Here is a 21,933-nt window from a genome sequence, read left to right on the forward strand (position 1 = left end):
GATTATTTGGGAGCACGAAATGAAGAAGATCGTTTTTGTCGCTGCTGCCGCCGGCCTGATGTCTTTGGCCGCCTGCAGCCAGCCGGAGTCGGCCGACAACGCCGCGATGGAGAACATGGCCGCGAACTACGAAATGCAGGCCGAAAATTACGACATGATGGCCGAAAACGCCACCATGGAGAGCAACGAGGAAATGCTCGAGAACGCCGAAGTCAATGCCGAGGCGGCTGCCGACAACCTCGAAGGCATGTAATCATTCCGCTTCCCGCGTCGCCATGGGCGATGCGGTTACGTTGATTGCGATAAGGGGCGCCCCGCCGGGGCGCCCCTTTTTCATTGTCCGAAAGCCCGTGACCGGCGGTGACAGGCAACAGCGGCTGCGGCCTTTCTCGGCAAGAGCGAGAGGTCAGTTCGACCACCTTTGAACGCCGCGCCGGACCCTCCGGCCGGCTCTGAAAGCGGTTGGTTCCAGCGTCACCGTCCTTCTGCTCCCGCAAAGGCGGGAACCCGGTCCGGGAGTGGCGGGGACACAGGATACCGGTCCCGAACGTTCGAAAGTCGGGCCGATCGCGTTCAAGGCTGACAGCATTCGCCTCTGGTTACGCCTACCGGCCGTCAGCGGCGGATTGCGCCTACCCCCGCGCCAGCAGCGAAACTCGACCGCCGCGCAAGCCGTCGGCGGCGACGTCGACCCGTATCGCGCCGGCCGCGCCGGGCACCGCGCGGACCACGCCCAACGCCCGACCGGCAAATGCACGGCGCTGCGGCGCGGGAAACGGCGTGAAGTCCGTCGGGTCGCCATTGGCCGTGGCCACCAGTTCGCCCGCGCCCCCGACCGCGAAATCGAGCAGGTTGGAAGCCGCGGGAACCCTGTTGCCGCTATCGTCCAGGATGACGGCCTCGACGAAGGCCAGATCGTCGGCGCCATTCCCCATCAGCTTGCGATTCACCCGCGCCTCGATCCGCGCGGGCTCGCCGGCGGTGGTGATACTGCCGGTGGCCCAGGGCCGGCCGTCCTTATAGGTTACGACCTTCACCGTTCCCGGCTTGTATTCAACATGATCCCAGCGGAAACGATATTGGTACGGCGCCCGCTCCTGCCGCCCCTGCGACACGCCGTTGACGAACAATTCGGCTTCGTCGGCGGAGGAGAATGCGTGTACCGGCGTCACCTCGCCCTCGCGGCCCGGCCAGCTCCAGTGCGGCAGGATGTGAACGAAGGGCAGATCGGGCCGCCAGCGCGACTGGTACAGGTAGAACCGGTCCTTGGAAAAGCCGGCCAGGTCGATGATGCCGAAATAGGAACTGCGTGAGGAATAATAGGGTGTCGGCTCGCCCAGATAATCCCATCCCGTCCAGACGAATTCGCCGGCGACGAAGGGATGCTGGTCTGCTTGCGAGAACGCCTTGTCGGCGGACGACCCGAAATCCGCCGCGAACAGTTCGTAGGCGCTGACCTGGTGTGTGTCGGGATTGCCGCCGACGCCGGGGCGCACGGCGGCGCTGACGGTTCCCGGCACCGGAAACTGATACTGGCCGCGACTGCTCAGCGCGGCGGCGGATTCCGTGCTGACGATCATCTTGTCCGGGAATTTCTCGTGAAACGGCGCGAACTGACCCGGGATCGTGCGCACGCCGATCCCCTGATAGTTGAGGCCGATCGCGTCGAACACCGGCGGCAGGGCCATGTCGGGTTTCGCCCAGTTCATGGCAGAGGTGATCGGGCGGGTGGCGTCCTCCTCCCGCGCGATGGAAACGAGCCTGCGCGCGATCTGCGCGCCCGCCTCGCCATCATGCTGCTCGCCGACCTCGTTGCCGACGCTCCACATGAACACGGAAGGATGATTGCGATCGCGGCGGATCATCGCGCGCAGATCGGCCTCGTGCCAGTCGTCGAAGATCAGGTGAAAATCGAGCGGCGTCTTCTTGTCGCGCCAGACGTCGAATACCTCGTCCAGAACGAGGAAACCCATTTCGTCGGCAAGGTCGAGCAATTCGGGCGCCGGCGGATTATGGCTCATCCGCAAGGCGTTGCAGCCCATTTCCTGCAACGTTTCGAGCTGTCGCCGCGCCGCGTCGAGGTTGAACGCCGCGCCGATGGGGCCGAGGTCGTGATGGTTGTTCGTTCCCCGGATGGGAATATGCTGTCCGTTGACCGACAGGCCGCTATCGCCTTCGCAGCGGATGCCGCGAATGCCGAAGGGCGTTTCGTAGCGGTCGACGATTCCGCCCGCTCCGTCGCCGCGCGAAACCGTCGTCACCGCGACATAGCGGTTGGGCGTCTGTTCGGGCCGCGGCCCCCATAAACGGGGTTCGGACAATGTCGTGCGGCCTTGGATTGTTCGGCTCGATCGCGGCGCGATGCGTATCCGCTGTGGCGCGAAGCGGGCTACTGCATTGCCCGCGCGCGCTCCGGCGCGGGAAAGCGCGAATATCTCGGTCGCCACCGCCGCGTCCGCCGCCTCCTCGCCGTCATTGTCGATCGTGACCGTGCAATCGACGGTCGCACGGCGATCGGAGACATCCGTCGTCGTGATCTGCGTTCCCCAATGCCCCACATGGACCGGGTCGACGGTCACGAGCCAGACGTTGCGGTACAAGCCGCCGCCGGGATACCATCTGGCGGATTCCGGCGGATTGGCGAGCCGAATGGCGAGCTGGTTGATGCCGCCCGGCCGCACATACGGCGTCAGGTCCAGCCGCCAGCCATTATAGCCATAGGGCCATCCGCCGACCAGTTCGCCGTTCAGCCAGACGGCGGCATAGGCCATGGCGCCGTCGATATCGAGAAAGACCGACTTGCCCGCGTCGCCCGCCGGAATGTCGAGGCGGCGGCGATACCAGCCCACGCCCCAGCTCGGCAGGCGTCCCATGCCGCCGACGTCGCCCTCTTCGAGGAACGGGCCGGCGATCGCCCAGTCATGCGGAACCCGCACCGCATCCCAGCCGCTGTCGTCATGGTCGGACCGCGCAAATGGCAACGCGATGTCGGGCTGGCGCGTCGGCACGGGGTGGCGAGCCGCTGGATCGGCGATAAAGGCGTTCGCGGCCGGCAGGATCCACGGCTTCAGCCGGAACTGGTTCTCGCCCTCGATACGCACGGGAGACAGCGAAAGATCGATATCCTCGGTATCCGGAAGTTCGGATCGCGCGTCGTAGATCAGCGAGCGGCCGTCACCGGTCTCCCCGGCATCGCCCCGGCGAAAGCGCCAGCCGGCATCGAGACGGCGGCGCTTGCGCGGGATGGCACGGTCGTCGGCGCGGGTCGTCGCCCAGACGCCGCCGGCGGTGGTCGTGCCCGACAATGGCAGCGTCATCGCCGCGGATGCTTTCAACACGCTGCGGCGGTCGGCGGAACGGGGATCGAACATCTTGGCGCTCTCCTTGCTACGGGATGAATCCCGATCGTCCGGTCGGATGGCGGTCAACGGGGTGTCGCGCAGGAATGGAAGCCGGCCGCACGCCGGCGACCGGCTTCCAGAAGAGCGAATTCAGAATCCCGCGCGCAGGCCGATCAGGATCTGCCGGCCCGGATAATAGACCGAATACGGCACGTTGTCGTAGCTGGCGTCGACGCCCGTCGTCGTGCGCAGCGGCTCGTTGGTGATGTTCAGCGCATCCAGCGTCACCGTCAGCTTGTCGTAGAAGGGCAGCTTGTAGTTGACCGAAAGGTCGAGCTGCCCGCGCGAATCCGCTCGCTGGTCGAACGAACCGATGAAGAACGGCGCGTTGATGGTCACGAACTCGTCGGTCCAGACATAGTTCAGGCTGACCGACAGGCCGTGATTTTCATAATAGCCCTGAAGATTGTACTGCCACGGCGGAATGCCCGTCGCGAACAGACCGGACGACGATTTCTGCGTGATGTGCGTGGCGTTGGCGGAAAAGCCGAGGCCCTCGACCAGGAAATCGAGCGGCTGTACCCAGGTTCCCTCGATACCGCTCAGCGTCAGTTCCTGCAGGTTGATCGGCCGGTTGAGGGAGACGGGCAGATCGGCGATGTCGGTGCCGGTATTCAGCGCCCGGTCCGCCAGCGCCGCCTGCTGCGTCGTGGTCAGCGTCTCATATGGGATGTTGAGCCGGCTGAACGGGACATTCTGCTGCTGCGTCACGGTGAAGCCGTCGACCTTCTTGCGGAAATAGGCGAAGCCGACATAGCCGCTGCCGCCGGTATAATATTCGCCGCCCAGATCGTAGCCGCTCGAAATATAGGGCCGCAGCTCGGGGTTGCCGGAACTCGCCGTCTGGGCCGAGGGGTCGGAGAAGGTCAGCCCCGGAAGGATCAAATTGGCATCCGGCCGCGTGATCGTGCGCGACGCGGCCGCACGCAGCACGAGGTTTTCGATCGGCGACCAGGACAGGTTCAGCGACGGAAGGAACTCGTCATAGGTGGAATTGGCGGTGATATCGACGAGCGCGTCGCCGACCTGGCTCGGCCCGATGACGGTCTGGTCGGTGTGGACGTAGCGCACGCCGCCGGTAAAGCGGAAATCGCCGCCCAGCACCTCCTTGCGGCCGGTGAACTGCAAATAGCCGCCCCAGGTCTCTTCATTGATGTCGCCGGTGGAACCCCCCGTCACGGCGCCGCGCGTTTCCGGCGCATTGTCGCGGTAGGACGCATAGTCCGTGGCATCGAAAATGGCCTGCGTGTCCGGACGGATGATGCTGGTATATCCAACGTCGCCATCGGCAAGATGGCCGAAATTGTCGATGCCCCAGCGCGACAGATATTGGCTCAGCTCGCTGTTCGGGATGATGCCCGTTCCGGTGCCGCCGCAATCCGAGCCGCAGATTGCGTTCTGGAACGCGGTGCTGTTGTCATAGGCGCGGATGCTGCGATCGACCTTGTCGTAGGACGCGCCCGACTGCACGGCAAAGGTGTCGTCGCCCCAGCGCAGGTCGAAACGGCCGCCCTTGGTTTCGTATTCGCGCTTCACGAGCGAGGCGTTGGCACGATACCATTGCCAGCCCAGATCGGGGTCGCCGAGGTCGCGATCGGCGGTGATGATCGGCTGGACGGCGCCTTTCGGGTTGGAATATTCAACGGTGACGCCCGACTGGGGCGACGTCTGGAACAGCAGGCTGGGCTGCTCGCGGGTGAAGTCGCTCTTGCTGTAATTCACCGACACGTTCAGCTCGACCATGTCCGAGGGTTGCCAGTTCAGGTTCGGGTTCACGTTCCAGAACTTGGTCGTCTGGTCGAAAATGTTGTTTTCCAGGAAGAAGGACGAATTGGCGAATGTGCCGGACGTCACGACATTGTTGTCGTCGAGCGTCAGGTCGATCGGCACCATGCCGCCGGTGGACTGGAACGACGTGCCGGGCCCCGAATTGCGCACATACCAGTTCATGTTCAGCCGGTAATAATCACGCTTCGACCAGGCATAGAGCCCGTCCACGGCGAATTTCAGCGTCTCGGTCGGGCGGAACTCCATCGACAGCAGCGCGGAATAGCGTTCGCGATTGCCGTCGGTCAGCGAATTGCGACCCAGCCGGGGAATTTTGGCCAGCGTCAATCGATCGAGCGGCAGACCGGACGTGGCGCTCAGGTCCAGCGGCTGGCCCGGCGTCAGACCATTGCCGACATTCGCCGGCGCCGTCGTGGCAAAGCTGAACCCGTTGCCGTTGTTCGGGCCGTCATTGCATCCCGGCGTCGACGGGCATGCAAGGTTCGCGTCGGTCCAGGCGATGGATTCAAAGCCGTCGATGCGCGTCTGCGTCTTCACGCCGGCGATACCCGCCAGGATGCCGAAGGTATCGCCCCATGTCTTGCTGGCGACCAGCGCGCCGCGCGGGCTGATCTTCTCGTTGGAATCGGTATATTGCCCCTGGGCCACCACCGTCAGGTGCGTACCCGGATTATCGAACGGGCGCGCATTGTGAAGGTTGACGGTGCCGGCGATGCCGCCTTCCAGCAATTCGGGCCGCGCGCTCTTGACCACGTCGATCCGGGTGAACAGCTCGGATGGAAAGAAGTCGAGGTCCACCGCACGGCTGGGCGACCCGCCGTTCGTGCCGCCGTCGGACGCGACGTTGATCGGCGCGCCGTTCAGCAACACGCGTGTGAAATCCGATCCCAGGCCGCGGATCGAAACCCTCACCCCCTCGCCGTTCATATCGCGGTCCAGGCGCACGCCGGGGATGCGGTTCAGCGTTTCCGCCAGGTTGGTGGCGGGAAGCTTGCCGATATCTTCCGCGAAGATGGAATCGGTAAACCCGATGGAATCGCGCTTCGCCTCCGTCGCATTCTCCAGCGACGCACGGATACCGGTAACAACGATTTCGGTGCCGGTGGTCGTTGTCGCGGCGTCCGCGTCGGTCGGCGGCGGCGCCTCCGCATCCTGATCGCGTCGCTGCTCGCCGGTATCCTCGCGCTCCGCGGCGGGTACGGCGGTCTGAGCGAGCGCCACGCCCATCGCTGCATAGATCGTCGAAGCAAGCAGCAATGTGCGGACGGCGGTGTGGGAACCCTTCATCATCTCATCCTCCCAGACATACTTTGCGTATTTGTCTGATGTTATCGCTATCAGTATCAGTTTCTCCGTCAAGGGGGTGCGCGCCGCCAGCGAAGATATTTGCGATCGGACGGCGCTGGAATGCGGCGGGAAGTCGTTGCGAACCCGCTGGCTATCCCACCGCATTTGCGCGGCGGCAACCGGTGCTTTCGGCGTTTGCGCCGCGCGGGGGCACAGATGAAACGGACCGGCTCCGACGAACCCGGCGCCGCGTGCAGGCGCCAGGATGACGATTCAATCGAAGCCGACCCTTTCTATCAGATATATTCCCCGACTCGGGAAAATCGCCGACCGCCTTCCGAGAGGCGACAGCGGCCCTCCCTGTCCTCCCGGCCCCCGAAATCATGTCGCGATCCCGCTGCCGGCGAAGCGGCTCTCAGCGCTCCGCCAGATCGGCCCCGTCATCCTGTGCCGCTCCGGCTCGCGATACCGCACCGGCATCGCCCCAGCCGCCGCCCAGCGCCTCGAACAGGTTGATCTGGTCATCGGCGATGCGCGCGTCGATTGCGGCAAGGTCCGCCCGGGCGTCGGCGAAGGTGCGCTCCGCATCGAGCAGGTCGAGCGAGTTGACCGCGCCCTCACGCTGTTGCGCGCGCGTGATCGTGACGGCGCGTTCCGCTTCCTCATATGCCGCGTTCAGCGCGGTGCGGCGATCCAGATCATGGGCATAAGCGGACAGCGCCGTCTCGGTCTCCCGCAGCGCCGTCAGGACCGTGCCGTCGAACCGGGCGAGCGCCGCCTGGGTATCGGCCCTGGCCCCGGCGACCTTGGCGCGTGCGGCGCTCTGGTTAGGGAAATTCCAGCTAATCAACGGCCCCAACAGCCAGCGCAGCGGCCCGGCGCCGAAGATGTCGCCGAACGAGGTGCTCGTCGAACCGATTGATCCGCCGAGCGAAATATGCGGATAGAGGTCCGCGGTCGCCACGCCGATCCGCGCCGTCGCCGCCGCAAGCCGCCGCTCGGCCGCGTGCACGTCGGGCCGCCGGGCGAGCAGTGCCTGGCCATCGCCGACGGGAATCGGCCGGTCGATCGTCATCGTCGTCTTTCGCTCGGCGGCGATCGGGGGCAGGTCGGCGGGCGCGCGGCCGGTAAGCGTGGCGAGCCGGAACAGCGCGGCATCGCGTTCGGCCGCGATTGCGGGCACGTCGGCGGCGCGCTGGTTGCGCAGCGCGGCGATCCGCGCGGTATCGAGCCCGGTGGCGAGGCCCGCGTCGTGCCGCCGCCCGGTCAGGGTCAACGAACGGTCCAGCAACTCGACAATGTGCCTGGCGACCGCCAGCCGCTCGGCCGCCGAGGCGGCATCGGCATAAGCGCGGGTGGTGTCTGCGACGACCGCGACCCGCACCGCATCGGCATCGGCCTGCGCCGCGCCGACATCGCCGCGCGCCGCCTCGACATTGCGGCTGACGCGCCCGAACAGATCGACCTCATAGGCGACATCGAGCCCGGTATCGACGGTCCAGTCTTCCCGGTCCGCGCCCGGCACGCGCTGGCCTTCGGACTGACGACCATAGGTCGCGCTCGCGCCGATGTCGGTCTGCGGCAGTTCGTCCGAGCGCGCGGCACGCAAACCGGCCCGCGCCTTGGCGATATTCGCGAGCGCCACGCGGATGTCGGTGTTCGCGGCGAGCGCATCCTCGACCAGAGCGTTGAGCACGGGATCGTCGTAGAGCCGCCACCAGTCGGGATCGACCGCCGCGGTCGAGATCGCCGGGCTGTCGGTCGAAAGGAAGGGGCCGGACGCCGTCTGCGGAGGGATCGGCGCGACATAGTCCGGCCCCGCCGCGCAGGCGGCGAGCGCCAGCGCGGACAGCGAGCCGAGCAGGCCCCTCCCCGTGCTCCCGCGAAAGCGGGAGCCCAGGGTTTCAGACGTCGTGGATTGCTGCTCTGGATTCCCGCCTTCGCGGGAATACGAACGGAAATCGAGCATTGGAAACATCCTTTATTCGGCGGGCAACAGCGCGGGATCGGCGTCCGGTTTCGGACGACGGCGCGACAGCCGGTCGCCCAGCGCGCGGCAGACGACGTAGAAGGTCGGCGTGAAGACGAGGCCGAAGCCGGTGACGCCCAGCATTCCGAAGAACACCGCCGTGCCCAGCGCCTGGCGCAGCTCCGCGCCCGCGCCGCTCGCGATCACCAGCGGCACCGAGCCGAGGATGAAGGCGAAGCTGGTCATCAGGATCGGCCGCAACCGGTCCCGCGCCGCACGCACCGCCGCCTCGACCGGCGACAGGCCGTCGTCTTCCTCCGCCTGCTTGGCGAATTCGACCACCAGGATCGCGTTCTTCGCGGCGAGCGCGATCAGCACGATCAGCCCGATCTGCGTCAGGACATTATTGTCCATGCCCCTCAGGTTCACGCCGATCATCGCCGCGAGCAGGCACATCGGCACGATCAGGATGATCGACAGCGGCAGCACCAGGCTTTCATATTGCGCGGCGAGCACCAGGAAGACGAACACCACCGCCAGCGCGAACACCACGCCCGCCGTGTTGCCGGCCAGCTTCTGCTGAAAGGCGATGCCGGTCCATTCATGGCCGTATCCGTCCGCCAGCGTGTCGTCGGCGAGCTTTTCCATCGTCGTCAGCGACTGCCCCGAGGAATATCCCGGCGCGGTGTCGCCATCGACGGCAACGGCGGGGTGCAGGTTGTAGCGCGTTACGCGGTACGGCCCCGTCTTGCTGTCGAAGGTGGCGACCGATCCGATCGGCACCATCGCGCCGCTGTTCGACCGCGTCTTCAGATTGGCGATATCGGCCTCGGTCGCGCGGTGCGCGGCATCGGCCTGCGCCGTCACATGATAGGTGCGGCCCAGCAGGTTGAAATCGTTGATATAGGCCGAGCCGAGATAGACCGACAACGCCTCGAACACGCGTTCCGGCGGCACACCCAGCATATCCGCCTTGCGCCGGTCGATATCGGCGAAGATGCGCGGCGTGGCGGTGTTGAAGAAGGTATAGACCTGGCGTAGCCCATCGGTCTGGTTGGCCTTGCCGAGCACGCCGAACGTCTGCTTGGCAAGCGCCTCCGGCCCGTTGTCGCCCAGATCCTCGATCATCATGCGATAGCCGCCGGCCGAACCGATCCCCTGGATCAGCGGCGGCGGCACGATCATCAGCCGCGCCTCGTTGATATCGGCGGTGCGCTTTTGCGCCTCGGCCATGATGTCGGCGAAGCTTACGCCCAGTTCCTTGCGCTTCTCGAAACTTTCGAGCGGGACATAGGCCGCCGCCGCATTGGGCGCGAGCGTCTGCGACGGGCCGTCGAAGCCCGCCAGCATCACCGATCCTTTTACCCCCGGAATGGGCAGGATGCGCTTGGCGACCTTCTGCATCACCGCGTCGGTACGCTCCAGCGAGGAACCGGGCGGCAACTGGATGACGGTCAGGAAATAGCCCTGGTCCTGCGCCGGAATAAAGCCGGTGGGCGTCGCCCAGAACAGCCCCACCGTCGCTGCGATCAGCCCGGCATAGGCGACCATCATCGCCAGCGGACGCATGACAAGCCGACGCGTCAGCCGGGCATAGCCCTCGCTCAGCCGCTCGAAACCGCGGTTGAAGCGGTCGCCGGCATGGTGCAGCGCGCGCACGACGGCGTGCCGTTCGCCGCGGTGGTCGTTGGGCTTCAGCAGCAGCGCGGCAAGCGCGGGCGACAGTGTCAGCGACAGGATCAGCGAGATGACCGTCGCGGTCGCGATCGTGACCGCGAACTGCTGATAGAAGGCGCCCGACAGCCCGGCGAGGAACAGTGTCGGCACGAACACCGCGCACAACACCAGCACGATCGCCACCAGCGCCCCGGAAACCTCGTCCATCGACGTCTTGGCCGCCTCGATCGCCGACAGGCCGCGCTCCAGATTGCGCTCGACATTCTCGACCACGACGATGGCGTCGTCGACGACGATGCCGATGGCCAGCACCATGCCGAACAGCGACAGGTTGTTGAGCGAATAGCCAAACGCGGCGAGCACGATGCAGCTACCGATCAGCGATACGGGGATCGCCACCACCGGGATGATCGCCGCGCGCCATTTCTGCAAGAAGACGACGATCACCAGCACGACGAGCAGCACCGCCTCGAACAGCGTGTGCATCACCGCGTCCACCGACTGCGAAATGAACTCCGTGGGGTTGTAGATGACCTTGTATGCCAGCCCCTTGGGGAAGTCCTGGGAGACGGCCTCCATTTCCTTGTTCACCGCCTGCGCGGCGGCGAGGGCGTTGGAGCCGGGGCGCTGGAACACCGCCATGATGACGGTCGGCTTTCCCGACAGATAGGTGTTCGACGAATAATCCGCCGCGCCCAGTTCGACCCGCGCCACGTCGCGCACGCGCACCTGCCCGCCATCGGCGTCGGACCGGATGATGATATTCTCGAACTGGTCGGGATCGGCGAAGCGGCCCTGCGCCTCGACATTCACCTGAAACGCATTGCCCTGACTCTCTGGCGGCTGGCCCAGCGTGCCGGCGGCGACCTGCACATTCTGCGAACGCAGCGCGGCGACGATGTCGCCCGCCGTCAGGTTGAGCGCCGCCGCGCGGCCGGGGTCGATCCACACCCGCATCGCATAGTCGCGGCTGCCGAACAGGCGCACGTCGCCCACCCCGTCGATCCGGGTCAGCCGGTCGCGGATGCGCGTCAGCGCATAGTTGGAGATATAGCCGCGATCGAGCGAGTTGTCGGGCGACACCAGATTGACGACCATCAGGAAGTCGGGCGAGGTCTTCTGCGTCACCACGCCCTGTCGCCGCACCGCCTCGGGCAGGTTCGGTTCGGCGATCGCGACGCGGTTCTGCACCAGCACCTGCGCGGCATCGAGGTCGGTGCCGATCTTGAAGGTGACGGTGATGGTCAGCTTGCCGTCACCGGTCGATTCCGACGACATGTAGAGCATGTCGTCGACGCCGTTGATCTGCTGCTCGATGGGCGCCGCCACCGTGTCCGCCACCGTCTGCGCGGTCGCGCCGGGATAGTTGGCGGTCACCGTCACGGTCGGCGGCACGATGTCGGGATATTGCGACACCGGCAGCCCCAGATAGGCGATCGCGCCGACGATGGTGATGACGATCGCGATGACCGCGGCGAAGATCGGCCGCGTGATGAAGAAACGCGAGAGGCGCATGATGCCTGCTCCTGTTGCGGGTTCGACGAACCCTTTGCATTCAATGGCATCCGCTCGTGCTGAGTTTGTCGAAGCGCTGCTCTTCCTCTTGGAAGAAGCAGAACGGCCCTTCGACAGGCTCAGGGCGAACGGCGACGCGGATGGCTTCGGGGTCTAGCTCGCGGCGAAACTGGCGCCGCCGGCGATCGACTCCGCGACCGGCGGCGCGGACTTCGCCTCGACCGGCGTGATCTTGCCCGGCTTGGTCTTCACCGCCGTGCCCGGCTGCGCCAGTTCGGGGTCGCTGATGATGACCCTGGCATCGGGCGCCAGCCCGCTGCGCACGACGCGCAGACCGTTCAGCACCGGCCCCAGCTCGACGGGCGTGGCCTGCGCCTTGCCGTCCTTGCCGACGGTCATCACCAGCTTGCGCGCCTGATCGGTGGTGACTGCCGCGTCGGGCACCAGCATCGCCTTCGCCACGCCGCCGCTCGACAGCCGCGCGTCGCCGAACATGCCCGGCGTCAGGAACAGCTCGGGATTGCTGACCACCGCCCGGATGCGGATCGTGCCCGAACTGGGATCGAGCCCGTTGTCGGTGAAATCGAGCCGCCCGTGCCAGCGATACTGGTTTTCATCCTGCAGCTTGATATCGATCGGCGTCGGCCCCTTGCCCGCCTCCTGCGCCCGCTTCGATTTCAGGAACAGCGCCTCCGAGGCGTCGAAGCTGAAATAGATCGGGTCGAGCGCGTTGATCGTGGTGAGCAGCGTCGCCTGCGCGCCCTCGCCGCCGCCGACAAGGTTGCCCGCGTCGACCCGCCGGTCCGAAATCCGTCCGGTGATCGGCGCGTGCACGCGGGTGAAGCTCAGGTCGAGCGAGCGTGCCCGCACGTCCGCCTGCGCCGCCGCCAGCGACGCCTGGGCCGCCTGCCGCCTGGCGCGAAGCTGGTCGATCTGGCTCTGCGATACCGCATCGACATCGACCAGCTTCTCCGCACGCGCCAGGTCCGCCTTGGCCAGCGCCAGGTCGCTGTTCGCACTGGCGACGCGCGCCTGCGCCTCGGCCAGCGCGGCACGGAACGGCCGCTGGTCGATGGTGAACAGCAGGTCGCCCTTATGGACGATGGCACCGTCCTTGAAATGGACGCCAGTGATCTCGCCCGACACGCGCGGGCGCACCTCGACCGTCTTCGACGCCGCGAAGCGGCCGACATAATCGTCCCATTCGCTGACCGAACGCACCAGCGGCGTCGCCACGGTGACGGTCGGCGGCGGCGGCGCGGCCTGGGCCGGCCCCGCGTCGTGGGTAAGTTCATACCCGCCCCACAGGACGAGCGCGGCAGGCACGGCGATCATCGCGCCGCGCCGCCAGCGCGATCGGCGCTGTGCGGGTTCCGGCGTCGCCGCGTCGGTGCGACTGATCTTGCTCGGCATATTCATACATGGGCTCGCTGATTGTTGCGCGCGTTGCGGCTACGGCTGATGCTGGCGAGCACGAGTTCGTACTGCGCGAGCGTGAAGCCGGCGGCCTTGAAAGCGCGGATTTCGTGAGAGGCGATCGCATAGCCGCGATGCCAGGCGAGAACGGCGATGCGGCGCAGCGCCTCCAGCTTCGCATCGGCAAGCTCGGGATTGGGCCGGCTGCCGAACAGCCTGCCCATGGCCAGCGCGACCCGCCCCGGCTTGTTCAGGCTCGACAGCCGGTCCCGCTGCGCCAGCGCCACGACCGACCATTCGAGCGGCGACAGCGTGGCCGTGTCGGCATCCGCCATCGCCTTTCCGGCGACGACGGCGCCGATATCATAGCTCTGCGTTAGGTCGAGATAAGCCATCGGTGATCTCCCTGAAGTCGACGGACAGGGCGCACCCCGCCCGTTTCCGGGAAACCATCTTCGGCCGCCCGGCAAATATACGGACACAGGTCTCCAGCCGCCGACACGACGGTCGCCGAAGACTCGCCAGCAATGTCGAAAAGCCGATCCGCGCCGGATCAGCCGAGCCCGGTCACTCCCGCATGCGTGGAAGCGGCCGCGATCTTATTCGGATCGGATGAGGTTGGAACGATACCGCATCGCGCGTCCCCCTTCTCGTTGTTTCGTACCGACCGGTATATAAATAACCGATGAACAACGTCAAGGGGCTTTTTTATACCACCCGGTATTTATTGTCCACTACGCTCAGGCGCCCGGCCACATGGCCAGGGTCATGTCCACAACCCGGTCCAGGTCCTCGCGCTTCGCACCGGCTCCGGCCTGCACCGCCATGCCCTGCAATACCGCCAGCAGATAACTGGTCAGCGCGTCGACATCGGTTTCGGCCGGCAGATCTCCGTCTTTCTTGCCCCTTTCGAACCGGTCGACGATCGCCTGGCGCGACGATGCGCGACGCCGGATCACCTCTTCGCGGATGGTTTCCGCCTCCGCACCGCAGGCGACCGAGCTGATCACGCCCAGGCATCCGCGCGGCTCGCACTCGCTGCACTGCGCCGCAATGGCGCCGCGCATAAATCGCTCGGCGACTTCGCGCACGGTGGGCGCCTCCAGCGCGTTGCGGGTATAAGCGAGCTTTTCCCGCTCATAGAGGTCGAGCGCCTTGCAGAAGAGCTGTTCCTTGTTGCCGAACGCGGCATAGAGGCTGGGCTTGGTAATCCCCATGGCCTCGGTAAGGTCCGCCAGCGACGCGCCCTCATAGCCCTTGCTCCAGAATATCCGGAGCGCGGCGGCAAGCGCGTCATCGACATCGAATTCCCGCGGGCGACCTCGCGAAGCGGTACAAATGTCCAGTTTCATAATGTTCGGTATATAATTTGCCGCAGGGAAAAGTCCAGCGAAGGTCAAGGACTTCGCCGCACCGATCCCCGCCGACAGCCGCGTGCCCGGCCCCCGCGTTCAGTGATAGGACGGCGGCGCCTCTTCCGTTCCCCAGTCGCGATCGGCCGTCGTGCCGAGCGTGAAGTCCAGCGTTCCGCCCTTCGTCACGAACTCCGCCGGCAGCCAGCTTCGCTCGCTCGTCCTGCCGTTCACCCGCAGGGCCTGCACATAGGGGGCATCGGGCGCGGCGCCCTCCGCGCGGATCACGATTCGGCCACCCGGCCGCTCGATCGTCGCGGACGGAAACAGGGGGCTGCCGATCACCAGTTCGGCGCGGCCGGGATATAAGGGGTACAGGCCCAGCGCCGACCACACATACCAGGACGACATCTGCCCCAGATCGTCATTGCCCGATATGCCGTCGGGGCTGTTGGTCCAGATCTGTCGCATCGCCGCGCGCACTGTCTCCTGCGTCTTCCACGGCTGGCCGACGAAATTATAGAGCCAGGGCGAAGCGATCGACGGCTCGTTGTCGAGTTCGGCGTGCAGCGGGCCGGACTTGGTCACCGCCCAGCCGCCGTCCGCGTCCTTGAAGAAGGCGTCGAGCCGCCGCGTCGTCGCCGCCCTGCCGCCCAGCGCATCGATCAGGCCGGCCGGGTCGAACGGCACCATCCAGAGATATTGCGCGCCGCTGCCCTCGACGAACTCATCATAGGAGGCGGGGTCGAATTCGGGCCAGCTTCCATCGGCGTTGCGCGGCTGGATATAGCCGCCCTGCGGCGTCGCATCCGGATTGAAGAGGTTGCGCCAATAGCCGGACCGCTTCCGGAACATGCGCTCGCCCGCCGCATCACCGGCCGCGCGCGCAAGCTCGGCCATGCCGAAATCGGCCGCCGCCAGCTCCAGCGTGTCCGCCGCGCTGCCCCAGCCGGGCGCGCCGACCGGCATGTAATGCAGCTTCAGCCACCGGTCGAGGCCGGGGCGCTGGCCGATGCACAGCACCGGGCATCCCTTGCGGCTCAGATCCTTTTCCGTCGGCACCGTTGCCGCGCGCTTGAGCGAGGCATAGGCACGCTCCAGGTCGAACGACCGCCCGCCGAACGCGTGGATGGCGGCGAGCGACGGCGGCGACGGATCGCCGTTCATCACGCTCGTCGCGCCGGTCAGGTGGGTCCAGCGGTCCCAGACGCCGCCATTCTGATCGGCCTGGTTCAGCAGCGACTGGGCGATGTCCGATCCGCGCTGCGGATCGAGCAGCGTCACCAGTTGCAATTGCGAGCGATAGACATCCCAGCCCGAATAATTGGCGTACTGCGCCTGCTGGCCGTCGGACAGGCGATGCACCTCGCCATCGAAACCGCGATAGCGGCCGTCGGTATCGCTATAGAGATTGGGCTCCAGCAACGTGTGGTAAAGCGCGGTATAGAATACGGTACGATCGTCGCGGCTCCCGCCCTCGATCGCGCTCTGCCCGAGCGCGCGGTTCCAGGCGGCGCGGGCCGCGGCCTGCGTGGCTTCCACGGTCGTACCGGCCGGGCTTTCGGCGGCAAGATTGGCGCGCGCGCCGGCTTCGTCGACATAGGAGACGCCGATACGGACATTGACGGCCGCCGACCGCCCGGGATCGAAGCTGATCCATCCGCCCGCGCCCTTGCCCGCCGGCGGATGGCCGCGCTCGCCATAGGTCGTGCCGCCCTGCCCGTCGGCCGCGCCCTTCGTCACCTGGTCGTCGCGCCAGGTCCCGCCGACCTCGAAAGGCTGGTCGAACACGGCCACGAAATGCAGCGTGTAATAGCTCTCGCGCCGGTCCTCGGCCAGATAGCCGCAAAAATTGCCGGCGGTCACCGTGCCCGTGACGGTGCGATGCTCGGCGTCGATATGGATGGTGGACGCGGTGCTGCCGACCTCGCTGTCCGATGTACGGAACAGCAGATTGGCCGGGCGGTCTTCGGGAAAGGTGAAACGGCCGACGGCGGTGCGGTCCGTCGCGCCCAGCCTTACCGCGACGCCATTGTCCAGCGTCACCGAATAGGCGCCGGGGCTGGCGCGTTCCTTGTCGTGTTCCAGGATGCTGGAATACATCATGCCCGCCGCGACGGCGGAAGGCGACGTATCCACCGGAACGGTGACCGGCATGATCGGAATGTCGCCGCTGGCGCCGGCGCAACCGGTGCCGGAAAGGTGCGTCAGGCTGAATCCGCGGATGCCGTTGGCGCGCCATTCATAGCCGCCGGGTGCTGCGATCGGAAAGCGCTTGCCGGGCAGCGGCGTCGCCTCCGGGCTGAACGCCACCATCCCGAACGGCAGCGTCGCGCCGGGATAGACGTTGCCGCCATTGGTGGTGCCGATGAACGGATTGACCTCCGCCGCCGGATCGGGGGTATCGCGCGCGAAGCCTTGCGCCGATGCCAGCAGCAACGGTGCGGCGATTGCCAGTCTTGCGATCATCGTTTCCTCCCGAAAAAATGGCCCGACAACGCCCCGTGCGACGTCAGGCGTGCGCCGCGGCGGCGCCCATCGCCAGCGCGATCGCCCCCATCGGCCCGGCCACCGTGCCCAGTTGCGGCGCGACGACATAGTTTCCGTCGCCCGGCAGCGGCAGATAGCCGGCAAGGCTTTCTTCCACCTTCGCGTTGATGCGGGGCAGCAGGTGCGGCTGGCCCGAAATCACCCCGCCGCCCATCGCGACGCGCAGCGGCCCCGTGGTGCAGGCGAGATCATGGACCATCACCGCCAGGCAGTGCACGATCGGCTCCCATACCGGATCGTCCGGCCCCACGTCGGACAGCGAACGCCCGTCCAGACGCGCCTGGAGCGCGGTTCCCGACGCCAGGCCCTCGATACAGTCGTCGTGAAAGCGGCAGACGCTGGCGCTGTCATCGCCGGCGAGCCGCGGCACGCGAAGGTGCCCGATCTCGCTATGGCTGAACCCGCGCGTCGGGCGGCCGTGGACGATCAGGCCGACACCGACGCCGGTGCCGACCGTAACATAGGCGAAATCGTCGAGCCCCTGCCCGCAACCCCAGCGCATCTCGGCAAGCGCCGCGCCGTTGACATCGGTGTCGAACCCGATCGGGACGCCGAACGCGCGTAGCGGCGCCAGCAGGTCCGCTCCCTCCCAATCCGGCTTGTTGGTCGCGCCGATCCGGCCGTAGCGCGGTTGGTCCCGGTGCAGATGAACCGGTCCGAACGACGCCACGCCCAGCCCCGCAAACCCCGACGACGCGAACCATTGGTCGAGGACACGCTTGATCGTGGGAAGCGTTTCCGAAGGAACGGTCGTCGGAATCGTCTGCTGGTCGCGAATGTCGCCGGGGCCGGCCGCCAGCGTACAGATACATTTGGTCCCGCCCAATTCGATTCCGGCGAAGACCGGGTCCGCATCGCCGCCCTTCGTTTCCGCGCGCGCCATCACCGCGCCTCCGCCGCACAGCCGCGCCGCGCCGGGCGAAAACGAAAGGGCAAGCAAACAGCGTGGATCATGACTTCTCCGATGGACGGCCCGCTGCCCCGCCGGGCGCAGTCGACAGGCTCGACACTTTTCATATTGTTGTTTTTCATTGCTTTTCTTCTACGGCACACCCTTCTGGCGGTAAGATGGGCTTATCCCGGTGCCGTCGCGAAGGACGGCGGTCGATCCGCCTTGGCGGTGCCGAATTGCGACGGTTTGTCGCCCAGTACGAAAACCAGCTCGCCGCCCTTCACCAGATCGGCATGGGCGATCCAGTTCTTCGTCCATTCCTCGCCGTTCCAGCGCACCGACTGGACATAGGGGCGGTCCGGGGCATTGCCCTCGGCACGCACGGTCAGCGTCCGTCCGCCGCCGACATCCATTTCGGCCCGGTCGAACAGCGGCGATCCGAAGACATAGACCGCGCTCACCGGGTCGACGGGGTAGAAGCCGAGCGCCGACAGGATGAACCACGCGCTCATCTGACCGCAATCGTCGTTGCCGATGACGCCGTCGGGGTCGTTCTTGTACATCTCCGTCAGAAGCCGGCGGATCATCGCCTGCGTCTTATGGGGCGCGCCGCAATAGGCGTACATATAGGCGACATGATGGTTCGGCTCGTTGCCATGGGCATATTGGCCGACCAGCCCCGAAATATCGGGCGGCGCGTTGTCGGGCAGCGTCGACGGACCGTTGAACAGCGCGTCGAGCTTTTTCTCGAACGCCGCATCGCCGCCGAAATGCGCGATCAGGCCGTACAGGTCGTGCTGGTTCAGGAATGTCGCCTGCCAGCCATTGGCCTCGGTATAATCGCGCCACTTGTCGACATCGTGGCCGATCTGGACGGGGTCATAGTCCTTCCACCAATGCCCGTCCTCGAAGCGCGGCCGCGCGAAACCGGTGCCGGCGTCGATAACGTTGCGATAGTTTTGCGACCGCTTGCGCAACGCTTCGGCATCATCCTTGGCGCCGACGGCATCGGCGATGTGCGCCATCGCCCAGTCGTCATAGGCATATTCCTGTGTGCGGCTGACCGATTCCCACACCTGGTCGCACGGGATGTAGCCGAGATCGTAATAGAAGCCGCGGCCGAGCGTGCTGTCGATATCCTTGAAATCGCGGTCGAAGGCGCGGCGGCGGATGTTGGGCCAGGCGGCGGCATAATCGGCCTCGATGCCCTTGGCGTGCGCCTCGGCGAGCACCGAGACCGCGTGCCAGCCGATCATCGTGCCCGTCTCGACGCCCTGCAATGGCCAGACCGGCGGGCCGACCGAACTTTCGGCGGTCTGGCGCACGAGGTCGCGCGTCAGCAGCGCGGCGCGGTCCGGGTCGATCAGCGTCAGCAGCGGATGCAGCGCGCGATAGGTGTCCCACAACGAATAGGTGCTGTACGCTTCCTCCCCCTTCGGCGCCTGATGCACCTTGCGGTCCAGCCCGACATAGCGGCCGTCGCGGTCGGTGAAGAGCGTCGGCGCGAGCTGCGCATGATAGAGCGCGCTCGCCATGATCGTGCGCTGCGCCTCGGTGCCGCCCGACACGCGCACGCCGTCCAGCGATTTCGCCCAGATGGTGCGCGCCCGCCTGGTCGCGCCGTCGAAGTCCCAGCCCTTCGCCTCCTGCGCCAGCGCGTCGCGCGCGCCCTTGACGTCGACCGCCGAGAGGCCGGTCTTGATCAGGATCGGATCGCCGCCGGCATCGTCGAAGAACAACGCGACCTTGGTGCTATTGCCCTTGACCGATGTCGCACTGTCGGGCGCGGGCTTGTCGCCGTCGCCGAAGAACCGGACGCGGTCGGGCTTGCGCGACAATTGCATCGCGAAATGGATGTGGCGTCCCTTGGCCCACCGATTGACCTGACGGCTGCCGGTCAGCAGGCCGTCCTCGTTCAGCGTCAGCGTGGCGTCCTCGACCACCACGCCCTTGTCCCAATCATCCTCGATCGCATGCGCGAAGTCGATCAGGATATGCGCCGGCCCCTCGGGGAAATGATAGCGGTGCAGGCCGCAGCGTTCGGTCACGGTCAGTTCCGCGAGCACGCCGGATTCGAGCTTCACCCGGTAATAGCCGGGCTCGGCATGTTCCTCCGAATAGCGCTGGCGATAGCCCGCATCGGGATTTTCGGTGCTGCCGGGCGTCAGCTTCAGTTCCTGCCGCGTCGGCACCACCAGCACGTCGAGCATGTCGCCGATGCCCGTGCCCGACAGATGGGTATGGCTGAACCCCATGATCGAGCCGTCTTTCTGGTGATAGCCCGAACAGGCATCCCAGCCATGGGTATTGGTGTCGGGGCTGAGCTGCGCCATCCCGAACGGCAGCGACGCGCCGGGAAAGGTGTGACCATGCCCGCCGGTGCCGACGAACAGATTCGGCGTGCCGGGCTCGATCGGCGCGGTGTCGCCGGTAGCCTTGGTGCAGCCGGAGACGGCGCCACCCAGCGCGACCAGACCGGTGGTGGCGAGAAGCTGGCGGCGGTTTGCGGTAATCATCATGGTTTCGTGCTCCGGGAGCATTGGTCGCCCTCACCCTTCCCACTCGGCTTCGCCTCGCGGGCCCCTTCCCTCTCCCAATGGGAGAGGGAAAGAGCGCCGAAGGCGCGAAAGGGTGAGGGCGACCGCATTCTCAGATCTGGCGCGACAGCAGCGCCGGGCGCCTGTCCGCGACTTCGACGATCAACTGCCCGAACAGCGCATTGGCCCAGGCGAACCAGCTTCGCGTGAAGTCGCTCGGATCGTCCTTGTTGAAGCTTTCGTGCATGAAGCCGGTGCCGCCATGCGTGTTCTTCAGCCAGCGCAGGCACTGGGCGACCGTCGCATCGTCCTCGGCGTTCATCGCATGGGTGATGATCGACATCGGCCAGATCATGTCGAGGCCGATATGCGGCCCGCCGATCCCTTCCGCCGCCTTGCCCTTGAAGAAATAGGGATTGCGGTCGGACCAGGCGAGTTCCGCGGTGCGGCGGAACAGCGGGTCGTCGCGCTTAACCACATCGATCAGCGCGAGACCCGACAGGCTCGGCACATTGGCGTCGTCCATGAAGACATAGTTGCCGAAGCCGTCGATCTCGTACGCCCAGACCTGACCGCCCTTCCCGTCCGGGATGAGCGCATGCTGCTTGAGCACCGTCTCGACCTCGTCGGCGAGCGCTTCAGCGTCGGTCGCTGCCGCATTGTCGCCGCGCGCCTCCCGGTGGATCTGCGCGATCTTCCTGAGCACCGACACCGCGAACAGGTTCGACGGGATCAGGAACGGGTACAGGCACGCATCGTCCGACGGGCGGAACATGGAATGGATCAGGCCGATCTTCTTCGTCGGCCGCCCATAGCCGCCCAGCATCAGGCTGTCGGTGGGATTGAGCGCCTTGCGCTGGAAATGATACGGTCCGCGATCGTCCTTGCGCTGCTGCACGCGAAAGGTCTGGACGGCGAGCTTCATCGCCTCGCTCCAGCGATCGTCGAACGGCGTCTTGTCGTGCGTGCGCTTCCAATATTCATGGCTCAGGCGCATCGGATAGCAGAGCGAATCGATCTCCCACTTCCGCTCGGCGACGCCCGGCTTCATGTCGGTCTGGTCGGTTTCCGACCATTCGAGCTTCGACGGCGCGGTCGGGTCCTTGTCGAAGGCGTTGGCGTAAGGGTCGATCAGGATGCAGCGCGCCTGACGCTGGATCAGACCCTGGAACAGCCGCTTGAGCTTCGCGTCCTTCGCGACGAGGTGGATATAGGGCTGCACCTGCGCCGAACTGTCGCGCAGCCACATCGCCTCGATATCGCCGGTGATGACGAACGTGTCGGGCCGGCCGTCGAGCGTACCCGTCTGCACCGTGGTATCGAGCGTGTTGGGATAGCAATTCTCGAACATCCAGGCGAGTTCGGGATCGGCGATCTTCGCCTTCACCCGCGCGATCTCCGCCTCGATGGCCGGGCTAGTGAAGTTGCGCTCCGCCGGCGCCGGACGCTTGCTGACGAACTGCGCGGCGCGCGCGGCGCCCGGCAGTGCGGCCGTGAACGCTACCGCGCCCGCACCTGCCATGATCTCGCGACGATTGGGGGTCATATT

Annotated in this window: 12 protein-coding genes; 1 reads left to right on the forward strand and 11 read right to left on the reverse strand. The window is 66.2% G+C overall.

All coding sequences use genetic code 11. The features are described from left to right. Nucleotides 1-19 precede the first annotated feature (19 nt). Nucleotides 20-253, forward strand: coding sequence for a hypothetical protein (locus tag RPR59_RS10525; RefSeq protein WP_313913792.1), 234 nt, complete (start codon nucleotides 20-22; stop codon nucleotides 251-253). Nucleotides 254-632: 379 nt separating this feature from the next. On the opposite strand, the gene galB is transcribed toward RPR59_RS10525, so the two are convergent. The 11 genes from galB to RPR59_RS10580 all read right to left on the reverse strand — a co-directional run bounded on the left by galB (nucleotide 633) and on the right by RPR59_RS10580 (nucleotide 21,930). Further along, the gene (gene galB, locus RPR59_RS10530; protein WP_313913795.1) at nucleotides 633-3,371 is read right to left on the reverse strand and encodes a beta-galactosidase GalB; all 2,739 of its coding nucleotides are present in this window, start codon (nucleotides 3,369-3,371) and stop codon (nucleotides 633-635) included. A 120-nt stretch (nucleotides 3,372-3,491) separates the two neighbouring features. Then, on the reverse strand, nucleotides 3,492-6,476 hold the full coding sequence (locus RPR59_RS10535; RefSeq protein ID WP_313913797.1) for a TonB-dependent receptor: 2,985 nt from the start codon (nucleotides 6,474-6,476) through the stop codon (nucleotides 3,492-3,494). A gap of 415 nt (nucleotides 6,477-6,891) precedes the next feature. Further along, nucleotides 6,892-8,445, reverse strand: a complete 1,554-nt coding sequence (locus tag RPR59_RS10540) for an efflux transporter outer membrane subunit (RefSeq protein ID WP_313913800.1) — start codon at nucleotides 8,443-8,445, stop codon at nucleotides 6,892-6,894. 12 nt (nucleotides 8,446-8,457) lie between these two features. Continuing rightward, nucleotides 8,458-11,637, reverse strand: a complete 3,180-nt coding sequence (locus tag RPR59_RS10545) for an efflux RND transporter permease subunit (RefSeq protein ID WP_313913802.1) — start codon at nucleotides 11,635-11,637, stop codon at nucleotides 8,458-8,460. 153 nt (nucleotides 11,638-11,790) lie between these two features. After that, the gene (locus tag RPR59_RS10550; protein WP_313913804.1) at nucleotides 11,791-13,056 is read right to left on the reverse strand and encodes an efflux RND transporter periplasmic adaptor subunit; all 1,266 of its coding nucleotides are present in this window, start codon (nucleotides 13,054-13,056) and stop codon (nucleotides 11,791-11,793) included. After that, nucleotides 13,053-13,448, reverse strand: coding sequence for a hypothetical protein (locus RPR59_RS10555; RefSeq protein WP_313913805.1), 396 nt, complete (start codon nucleotides 13,446-13,448; stop codon nucleotides 13,053-13,055). The genes RPR59_RS10550 and RPR59_RS10555 overlap by 4 nt, the downstream gene beginning before the upstream one ends. Before the next feature lie 345 nt (nucleotides 13,449-13,793). Next, nucleotides 13,794-14,405: a TetR/AcrR family transcriptional regulator gene (locus tag RPR59_RS10560; protein ID WP_313913807.1), complete on the reverse strand. Its 612-nt coding sequence runs from the start codon at nucleotides 14,403-14,405 to the stop codon at nucleotides 13,794-13,796. 99 nt (nucleotides 14,406-14,504) lie between these two features. After that, a complete protein-coding gene (locus tag RPR59_RS10565) occupies nucleotides 14,505-16,874 on the reverse strand; it encodes a GH92 family glycosyl hydrolase (protein ID WP_313913809.1) in 2,370 nt (789 codons plus the stop codon). 43 nt (nucleotides 16,875-16,917) lie between these two features. Continuing rightward, nucleotides 16,918-17,838 (reverse strand): ROK family protein, encoded by a 921-nt coding sequence (locus RPR59_RS10570; RefSeq protein WP_313913811.1) that lies wholly within the window; start codon nucleotides 17,836-17,838, stop codon nucleotides 16,918-16,920. 191 nt (nucleotides 17,839-18,029) lie between these two features. Then, nucleotides 18,030-20,363 carry a GH92 family glycosyl hydrolase gene (locus RPR59_RS10575; RefSeq protein WP_313918466.1) on the reverse strand — a complete coding sequence of 778 codons (2,334 nt, stop codon included), beginning with the start codon at nucleotides 20,361-20,363 and terminating at the stop codon, nucleotides 18,030-18,032. Between the two features lie 133 nt (nucleotides 20,364-20,496). Beyond that, nucleotides 20,497-21,930 (reverse strand): glycoside hydrolase family 125 protein, encoded by a 1,434-nt coding sequence (locus RPR59_RS10580; protein ID WP_313913813.1) that lies wholly within the window; start codon nucleotides 21,928-21,930, stop codon nucleotides 20,497-20,499. Between the last annotated feature and the right edge of the window lie 3 nt (nucleotides 21,931-21,933).

Source organism: Stakelama saccharophila (assembly GCF_032229225.1).
GTDB classification, from domain to species: domain Bacteria; phylum Pseudomonadota; class Alphaproteobacteria; order Sphingomonadales; family Sphingomonadaceae; genus Sphingomonas; species Sphingomonas saccharophila.

What these genes read in the sequence shown, in the direction of transcription:
- RPR59_RS10525 (WP_313913792.1), top strand. Translation starts at nt 20, where the DNA reads ATGAAGAAGATCGTTTTTGTCGCTGCTGCCGCCGGCCTGATGTCTTTG.
- galB (WP_313913795.1), bottom strand. Translation starts at nt 3,371, where the DNA reads ATGTTCGATCCCCGTTCCGCCGACCGCCGCAGCGTGTTGAAAGCATCC.
- RPR59_RS10535 (WP_313913797.1), bottom strand. Translation starts at nt 6,476, where the DNA reads ATGAAGGGTTCCCACACCGCCGTCCGCACATTGCTGCTTGCTTCGACG.
- RPR59_RS10540 (WP_313913800.1), bottom strand. Translation starts at nt 8,445, where the DNA reads ATGCTCGATTTCCGTTCGTATTCCCGCGAAGGCGGGAATCCAGAGCAG.
- RPR59_RS10545 (WP_313913802.1), bottom strand. Translation starts at nt 11,637, where the DNA reads ATGCGCCTCTCGCGTTTCTTCATCACGCGGCCGATCTTCGCCGCGGTC.
- RPR59_RS10550 (WP_313913804.1), bottom strand. Translation starts at nt 13,056, where the DNA reads ATGAATATGCCGAGCAAGATCAGTCGCACCGACGCGGCGACGCCGGAA.
- RPR59_RS10555 (WP_313913805.1), bottom strand. Translation starts at nt 13,448, where the DNA reads ATGGCTTATCTCGACCTAACGCAGAGCTATGATATCGGCGCCGTCGTC.
- RPR59_RS10560 (WP_313913807.1), bottom strand. Translation starts at nt 14,405, where the DNA reads ATGAAACTGGACATTTGTACCGCTTCGCGAGGTCGCCCGCGGGAATTC.
- RPR59_RS10565 (WP_313913809.1), bottom strand. Translation starts at nt 16,874, where the DNA reads ATGATCGCAAGACTGGCAATCGCCGCACCGTTGCTGCTGGCATCGGCG.
- RPR59_RS10570 (WP_313913811.1), bottom strand. Translation starts at nt 17,838, where the DNA reads ATGGCGCGCGCGGAAACGAAGGGCGGCGATGCGGACCCGGTCTTCGCC.
- RPR59_RS10575 (WP_313918466.1), bottom strand. Translation starts at nt 20,363, where the DNA reads ATGATTACCGCAAACCGCCGCCAGCTTCTCGCCACCACCGGTCTGGTC.
- RPR59_RS10580 (WP_313913813.1), bottom strand. Translation starts at nt 21,930, where the DNA reads ATGACCCCCAATCGTCGCGAGATCATGGCAGGTGCGGGCGCGGTAGCG.